This window comes from Kitasatospora sp. LaBMicrA B282, assembly GCF_050325825.1.
Classification (GTDB): domain Bacteria; phylum Actinomycetota; class Actinomycetes; order Streptomycetales; family Streptomycetaceae; genus Kitasatospora.
The window spans coordinates 1-7,545 of record NZ_JBNQTI010000272.1 but is presented as its reverse complement, the minus strand read 5'-3'; the positions used below and the strand labels follow the sequence as shown (position 1 = coordinate 7,545).

Annotated in this window: 4 protein-coding genes and 1 pseudogene; 2 read left to right on the top strand and 3 right to left on the bottom strand. The window is 77.2% G+C overall.

Annotation, left to right across the window (positions count from 1 at the left end; all coding sequences use genetic code 11):
- Nucleotides 1-1,292 (top strand): annotated as a pseudogene (locus ACQRUO_RS37785) (hypothetical protein); the annotation flags it as partial.
- A 221-nt stretch (nucleotides 1,293-1,513) separates the two neighbouring features.
- On the top strand, nucleotides 1,514-2,470 hold the full coding sequence (locus ACQRUO_RS37780; protein WP_428320709.1) for a hypothetical protein: 957 nt from the start codon (nucleotides 1,514-1,516) through the stop codon (nucleotides 2,468-2,470).
- Between the two features lie 30 nt (nucleotides 2,471-2,500).
- On the opposite strand, the gene ACQRUO_RS37775 is transcribed toward ACQRUO_RS37780, so the two are convergent.
- The 3 genes from ACQRUO_RS37775 to cobT all read right to left on the bottom strand — a co-directional run.
- Nucleotides 2,501-3,325 carry a TrmH family RNA methyltransferase gene (locus tag ACQRUO_RS37775; RefSeq protein WP_428320708.1) on the bottom strand — a complete coding sequence of 275 codons (825 nt, stop codon included), beginning with the start codon at nucleotides 3,323-3,325 and terminating at the stop codon, nucleotides 2,501-2,503.
- 62 nt (nucleotides 3,326-3,387) lie between these two features.
- Nucleotides 3,388-4,629, bottom strand: coding sequence for a uroporphyrinogen-III C-methyltransferase (gene cobA, locus ACQRUO_RS37770; RefSeq protein WP_428320707.1), 1,242 nt, complete (start codon nucleotides 4,627-4,629; stop codon nucleotides 3,388-3,390).
- Nucleotides 4,630-4,726: 97 nt separating this feature from the next.
- On the bottom strand, nucleotides 4,727-7,545 hold a 2,819-nt coding region (cobT, locus tag ACQRUO_RS37765; RefSeq protein ID WP_428320706.1), incomplete at its 5' end, for a nicotinate-nucleotide--dimethylbenzimidazole phosphoribosyltransferase.

The window sequence follows — 7,545 nt, the reverse complement described above, 5'->3', positions numbered from 1 at the left end:
AGCCCTCGCCGCGGGAACTCGCGGCGCGCGAGGCGGAGCGGGCCGAGCGGGCGGCGCGCGAGGCGGACGAGGCCCGGGCCCAGGGGCGCCCGCGGTTCGCCCGCTCGCAGCCGTACCCGGCGCCGGGGCACCCGCAGCAGACCCACGGCCGGCACCAGGGCCAGCAGTCGCACGGCCACCAGCAGCAGGCGCGCCCGCCGCAGGGGGCGCCGGGGTACCAGCAGGTGGCCCACCCGCAGCAGGGGCGCTCGCCGCAGCCGGCGGCCCGGGTGCCGGGGCACCCCGCGGGCGGCCCGGTCCCGGCGGCCAGACCCCGGCCCGAGGGCGCGGGGCGGCCGCAGTCGCGCGAGCGGCACCACACGCCCCCGCCCGGCCGGGCCCTGGACGCGCGGCGGCGGTTGCGGCGGCAGCGGCTGGTGGTCTTCATCACGGTGACCATCGGGGTGGCGCTGGCCATCGCGGCCGCCCAGGGCTGCGAGAACCGGCACGGTCAGGGGCTCGCCCGGCTGCCCGCCGGACCGGTCGGCGCGAGCGCCGGGGCGGTGGCCGGCGGTGCCGGGCTCGGACCGGCGCTCGGACTGTCGGCCGACGGCGCCCAGGCGCCGCTCGCGCCGCCGCCGGCGACCGCGGCGGTGCAGAACGGCGGCGGGAGCGGGCAGAACGGCGGGACGGCGGTGCCGACCGCGGCCACCGGCGCGACGGCCGGGCCGTCGGGCGCTTCGACGTCCGGCTCGACGTCCGGCTCGATGTCCGGCTCGGCCACCGGTTCGACGGTCAGCACCGGCCCGAGTGCGCTGCCGCTGCTCGGGCCTGCGACCGGCCCGGTGCCGTCGGTGGACTGGGCCGACGGCAGTTACGGCGACCCGACCGGCGGTCCGACCATCGCCCTGCACGCCGGCCGCACCGAGGCCGCCGCCGGCTCCCCGGCGGTGACCCTGACCGGTGTGCTGCCCGCCCGCTACCGCGGCGCCGCGGCCACCGTGGTGGTGCTGCGGCGCACCGAGGGCTCGGTGCCGGTGGACCTGGTCGAGCTGTTCGGCTTCAACGCCGACTCCCCCGTCCCGCTGACCGCCCGCAGCTCGGCCGCCGACCCGCTGTCCAGCGCGACCTGGCGGCTGGAGGAGGGCGCCCTGGTCCGCGAGGAGCGGATGACCCAGACCGGGGCGACGGCCACCACCCGCTACACCGCGCGGGCCGACGGCAGCCTCGACGAGTCCTGGCCCGGCGCCGGGGTGTCCGGCGGCACCGGGGCCGGGCCGACCGCCACCGGCGCGAGCTCGAGCGCCGGCTGACCGAAGGGGCTGACGAGGCGGACTGACGAGGCGGACTGACGAGGCGTCGGCCCGGTCGGTCGGTGGTCGTCGGACGCCGGTGCAGCAGCGGTCGACGCCAGGTGGAGCGGCGGTGCAGGTCGGGGGCCCAGATCGGCGCATTGCGGGCGTACCGGGCGGGTCAGGGGCTCCAAGGGACATATCGCATTCTGACGGACCGTAGGGGATGCGAAACTCTCGGTATGAAGCGGATACCGCCCGACCCGAAACGACTGGAGCAGTACCAGCAGCGGCTGCGTGCGTTCGCCGAGCACCGGCCCTTCCCGGTCTTCGGTCTGTGGAGACCGGTTCCGGCACCCGCCTTCCTCGCCGAGTGGCACAGCGAGCACGACGTGGTGGTCAGCGCCACCCTGGGGTACGGGGACTGGCGGGTGCCTGCCGGACCGTTCCTGCTGGTGACCACCGAGGCACCGGGCAGCGCCGGGCGCCCCGCCGACCTGGTGGCCGAGCTGCGGCGGGAGATCCGCGAGGGCAAGCTGCCGCCGGCCTCGGGCGAGCCGGTGCACGAGCGGACCCCGCGCGGTGAGCTGTGCCGGCTGGGTGCGTCCTGGGCGCTGCGCACGGCGGTCGGCGACCAGGCGGTGACCGTGCTGGGCCACGGTCCCGCTCCGGCGGAGGTGGAGCTCGGTCCGGTGGCCGACCTGACGCCGTACGTGGCCGAGCGGAACGCCTTCCTCGAGCAGGTGGCCGCCGAGCAGCAGGCCTGGCTGGAGCCGGAGCTGGCGCACGCCACCGGGGTCGCGGCGGTGCGCGCCTACCTGGAGACCTACGTGCCCGGTGGTCCGGAGGCCGGTGCGGCCCGCCAGGCGCTCAGCCGCCGGGCGGTGACCGAGCTGGACGCGGTGCTCGGCTGCGGCCCGGAGCGGTCGGAGTACCTGGTCTACTCGATGGTCAACCAGCTCACCCACCTGCGCGAGCGGGTGCCCTGGTACACCGAGGAGCACGGGCCGCGCGAGGCGGCGCTGGAGGAGATGCTGCGGTACGTCGGCCTCAACCAGCCGGTCACCTGCGAGGAGGCGCTGCTCCGCTGGGAGCGTTACTGGAGCACCCACGACCGGCTGCCGAACGAGACCTCGCACCGGCTGCTGCTGGACTGGGTGACCGCCTGGGTGACCTGGGCCGCCGGGCGCGAGCGGTGACCGCCGGCCCGGCCGCACCGCCGGCGGTGGTCAGGCCGGGCCGGCCGGCAGCGTCGCGTTGACGGCGTAGAAAGCGACGGCAGCCGCCGCGCCCACGTTCAGCGAGTCGATGCCGTGCGCCATCGGGATCTTGACCCGCTGGTCGGCGGCGGCCAGGGCCTTGGCGGTCAGGCCGTCGCCCTCGGCGCCGAGCATCAGGGCGGCCTTGGGCAGTCGGTGCGGGGCGGCCTGGGCCAGGTCGACCGCGCCCTCGGCCGGGGTGAGGGCGAGCAGCTGGAAGCCGGCGTCGCGCAGGGTGGCGAGCGAGCCGGGCCAGGGGTCGAGGCGGGCGTAGGGGACCGAGAAGACGGCGCCCATCGAGGTCTTGACGGCCCGCCGGTAGAGCGGGTCGGCGCAGTCCGGGGAGAGCAGCACGGCGTCCATGCCGAGCGCGGCGGCGCTGCGGAAGATGGCGCCCAGGTTGGTGTGGTCGACCAAGCCCTCCAGCACCGCCACCCGGCCGGCCCCGATCAGCAGCTCGGCGGCCTCGGGCAGCGGTTTGCGGGCCATCGAGGCCAGCGCGCCGCGGTGCACGTGGTAGCCGGTCACCTGCTCGGCGAGCCTGGGTTCGACCAGGTGCACCGGGGCGTCGGTGGCGGCGATCAGGTCGGCCATCACCTCCAGCCATTTGGCGGTCAGCAGCATCGAGCGCATCCGGTACCCGGCGGCCAGCGCGCGGCGGATCACCTTCTCGCCCTCGGCGATGAACAGGCCCTCGGCCGGCTCGCGGCGGCGGCGCAGTTCGACGTCGGTCAGGTCGGTGTAGTCGGCCAGCCGCGGGTCGGCCGGGTCGGTGATGGTGCTGGGCTCGGACATGCTGCTCTCGGGTGGCCGGAGGGGTGACGGGCAGGGGTGGCGCGCAGGGGTGCCGGGAGGGGTCAGCGGGCGGCGTCGAGGACGTGCACCACGTCACCGACCACGATGACCGCCGGCGGCCGCACCTGCTCGGCGGCGACGGTCTCGGCGACGGTGCCCAGGGTGGCGTCGATCCGGCGCTGGGCGGCGGTGGTGCCCTCCTGGACCACGGCCACCGGGGTGTCGGCGGCCCGGCCGGCGGCGACCAGCCTGGCGGCGATGGCACCGATCCGCTCCACCGCCATCAGCAGCACCAGGGTGCCGCCGAGCTGGGCCGCGGCGTCCCAGTTGACCAGCGAGCGCGGGTCGTCCGGTGCGACGTGGCCGGAGATCACGGTGAACTCCTGGGTCAGGCCGCGGTGGGTGACCGGGATGCCGACGGCGGCCGGCACGCTGATCGAGCTGGAGATGCCGGGCACCACGGTGACCGGGATGCCGGCCTCGGCGCAGGCCAGCAGCTCCTCACCGCCGCGCCCGTAGACGTAGGGGTCGCCGCCCTTGAGCCGGACCACGAACCGGCCCGCCTTGGCGTGGTCGATCAGCGCCTGGTTGATCGCCTCCTGGGCCATCTGCCGGCCGTAGGGGATCTTGGAGGCGTCGATCACCTCGACGTGCGGCGGCAGCTCGGCGAGCAGTTCGCGCGGCGCGAGCCGGTCGGCGACCACCACGTCGGCGTCGGCCAGCAGCCGGCGGCCGCGCACGGTGATCAGGTCCGGGTCGCCCGGGCCGCCGCCGACCAGCGCCACGCCGGCCGCCCGCCGGCGGTACTGGCGGCTGCTCAGGCTGCCGTCCCGCAGGCCCTCGACGATGGTGGTGCGCAGCGCGGCGGAGTGCCGCGGGTCGCCGGTCAGCACCGCGACGGTGGTGCCCTCGTCGTGACCGGTGGCCGGGGTCCAGGCAGTGGCGGCCGCGGCGTCGTCGCTGCGGGCGCAGAACACCCGGCGGAGCTCGGCCTCGGCGCTGACCGCCTGGTTGACGGCCGGGTCGTCGGTGGCGACCAGCACGTACCAGGCCTCGGCGAGGTCGCCGTCGGCGTACCCGCGCTGCTGCCAGTCGATCTCGCCGGCGTCCGCCATCGCCTGGACGGCGGGGGTGGTGCCGGGCGAGATCAGCTCGATGCGGGCGCCCGCGGCTATCAGGGCGGGCAGTCGGCGCTGGGCGACGTGGCCGCCGCCGACCACCACGACCCGGCGTCCGGCGAGCAGCAGGCCCACGGGGTAGGGGGTGCGGCCCTCGGTGCTCGGGTGGGGGGTGGGTCCGGTCATCGGCGGGCTCCTGGGGGGCTCAAAAAGGGGTGCGGGTAGGGCGGCGCCCCGCACCGGCGCGCCCTCGGGCCGGTGCGGGGTCGGGGAGCGGTGGGCGTCAGCCCTTCTCGCTGACCCCGGCGGAGTCGAAGGTGGCTACATCGTGCATCGCGCGGGCCGCACTCTGCACCAGCGGGAGGGCCAGCAGGGCACCGGTGCCCTCGCCCAGCCGCAGGTCGAGGTCGATCAGCGCGCGCAGGCCGAGCTTGGCCAGCGCGGCCTTGTGACCGGGCTCGGCCGACCGGTGGCCGGCGATGCAGGCGGCCAGCACCTCGGGGGCGATGGCCTTGGCGACCAGGGCGGCGGCGCCGGCGATCACCCCGTCGAGGATGACCGGCGTGCGCAGCGAGGCGGCGCCGAGCAGGAAGCCGGCGATCGCCGCGTGCTCCAGGCCGCCGACGGCCGCCAGGGCGCCGATCGGGTCGCCCGGGTCGGGCTGGTGCAGGGCCAGCGCGCGGCGGATGACGTCGACCTTGCGGGCGTGCGTCTCGTCGTCGATGCCGGTGCCGCGACCGGTGACCTCGGCGACGTCGACGCCGGTGAAGACGGCGATCAGGGCGGCCGAGGCGGTGGTGTTGGCGATGCCCATGTCGCCGGTGATCAGGATCTTGTTGCCGGCCGCGACCAGGTCGCGGGCGGTCTCGATACCGGTCTCCAGCGCCTTGAGCGCCTCCTCCCGGGTCATCGCCGGGCCCTGGGTCATGTCGTCGGTGCCGGGCTTGACCTTGCGCGGCAGCAGGCCGGTGGTGCGGCCCTGCTGGATCGCCTCCGGCAGGTCCGCCTTGACGCCGATGTCGACCACGCAGACCTCGGCGCCGACCTGGGCGGCGAAGGCGTTGACCACCGCGCCGCCGGCCAGGAAGTTGGCCACCATCTGGCCGGTGACCTCCTGCGGCCAGGGGGTGACGCCCTGGGCGTGCACGCCGTGGTCGGCGGCGAAGATCGCCACGCAGGCGGGCTCCGGGATCGGCGGCGGGCACTTCCGGGACAGGCCGCTGAGCTGGGCGGAGATGATCTCCAGCATGCCGAGCGAGCCGGCCGGCTTGGTCATCCGCTTCTGCCGGTCCCAGGCCTCGCCGAGCGCCTTGGCGTCCAGCGGGCGGATGGTGCGCAGGGCCTCGGAGAGCACGCTGTGCGGCTGCTCGCCGGGCAGCGCGCGGTTGCCGTACTGCTCCTCGTGGACCACCCAGGAGAGCGGGCGCTTCTTGGCCCAGCCCTGCTGCTGCAGCTCGGGCTCGTCCGGGAAGGCGTCGACGTAGCCGACGCAGAGGTAGGCGACCACGTCCAGGTGCTCGGGCAGGCCGAGCTCGCGGACCATCTCCTCCTCGTCGAAGAAGCTGACCCAGCCGACGCCCAGGCCCTCGGCGCGGGCCGCCAGCCAGAGGTTCTCCACCGCGAGGGCGGCCGAGTACGGCGCCATCTGCGGCTGGGTGTGGCGGCCCAGGGTGTGCCGGCCGCCGCGGGTGCGGTCGGCGGTCACCACGATGTTGACCGGGGTGTCGAGGATGGCCTCGATCTTGATTTCCTTGAACTGCTTGGCCCGGCCCTTGGGCAGCGAGTCGGCGTAGGCCTCGCGCTGCCGCTCGGCGAGCGCGTGCATCTTGCGCCGGGTCTCGCTGGAGCGGATCACCACGAAGTCCCAGGGCTGCGAGTAGCCGACGCTGGGGGCGGTGTGCGCGGCCTCCAGGACCCGGAGCAGCACCTCGTGCGGGACGGGGTCCGGGCGGAAGCCGTTGCGGATGTCGCGGCGCTCGCGCATCACCTGGTGGACGGCCTGGCGGGCCTGGTCGTCGTAGCCGGGCGCGGCGGGCTGGCGCGGGGTCTCGGGCTCGGCGGGGGCCTCGGCGGCGGCTTCGGCCTGGGGGGCCTCGGCAGCGGGGGCCGCGTCGGGCTCGGCGGCCGCGTCGACCTGCGGGGCCTCGGGCGCGGGGGCGGCGTCGGCGGCGGGCTCCGCGGGAGCGGGGGCCTCGGCGACCTCGGCTGACGGTGCCTCAGCGGCGGGGGCGGCCTCGGGCGCCTCGGCGGGGGTCTCCGCGGTGGGCGCTATCCCCGGGGCCGGGTCGGCCTCGGTCGGGGCGGCGGCCTCGGGGGCGGGCTGCTCCGTGGCGGGCTGCTGCTCGGCGACGGCCGGGGCCTCGGCTTCGGCGGCGGTGACCTCGACGGCCGGGGCCTCGGCGGCCACCGGCTCGGCGACGACCTCGGCGGGCGGCGCGGCCGGCTGCGGCTCGGCGGGCACAGCAGCCTCGGTGATCGGCAGGCCGAGCGGGGCCGGGTCGGCGAGGAAGGCGGCGATCCGGCGCGGCTGCGCGGCGGCCGGGATCTCGGGCTGCGCCGGCGCCGGCTCGGCGGGGACCGCCTCGACGACGGGCTGCGGCTCGACGGGCGCCACGGCGACGGCCTCGGCGACCGGCGCGGCCTCGGCCACCGGCTGGGCGGCCGGGGCTTCGGGGGCCGCGGTCTCAGGGGCGACGGTCTCGGGAGCGACGGTCTCGGCGGGTGCGGCGGCGTCGGGCGCCGACAGGAGCACCACGGTCGGGTTGGCCTCGGCGGCCAGGGCCTGCGCCTCGACGCCGGCCGGCTCGGTGACCGGCTGCGGCTCGGCGGCCGGCTCGGTGACCGGCTCGAGGACGACCGGCTCGACGACGGCGACCGGCTCGACCACAACAGCCTCGGCGACCGGCGCGGCCACCACCGGCTGGGCGCCCTCGACCACCACGGCCTCGGCGACCGCAGCGTCGACGGGCACGGCCTCGGCGGGCACGGCCGGCGCCGCGGGCTGCTGCACCGGCGCGATCTGCGGCTCGGCGGACGCCGGCTGAGCCGGGATCACCACGGCCGGCGCGGGCGCCTCGGCCGGTGCCGCGACGGCCACCGGCG

Excerpts from the sequence above, each read along its gene's own strand:
- ACQRUO_RS37780 (WP_428320709.1), top strand. The coding sequence starts at position 1,514 with ATGAAGCGGATACCGCCCGACCCGAAACGACTGGAGCAGTACCAGCAG.
- ACQRUO_RS37775 (WP_428320708.1), bottom strand. The coding sequence starts at position 3,325 with ATGTCCGAGCCCAGCACCATCACCGACCCGGCCGACCCGCGGCTGGCC.
- cobA (WP_428320707.1), bottom strand. The coding sequence starts at position 4,629 with ATGACCGGACCCACCCCCCACCCGAGCACCGAGGGCCGCACCCCCTAC.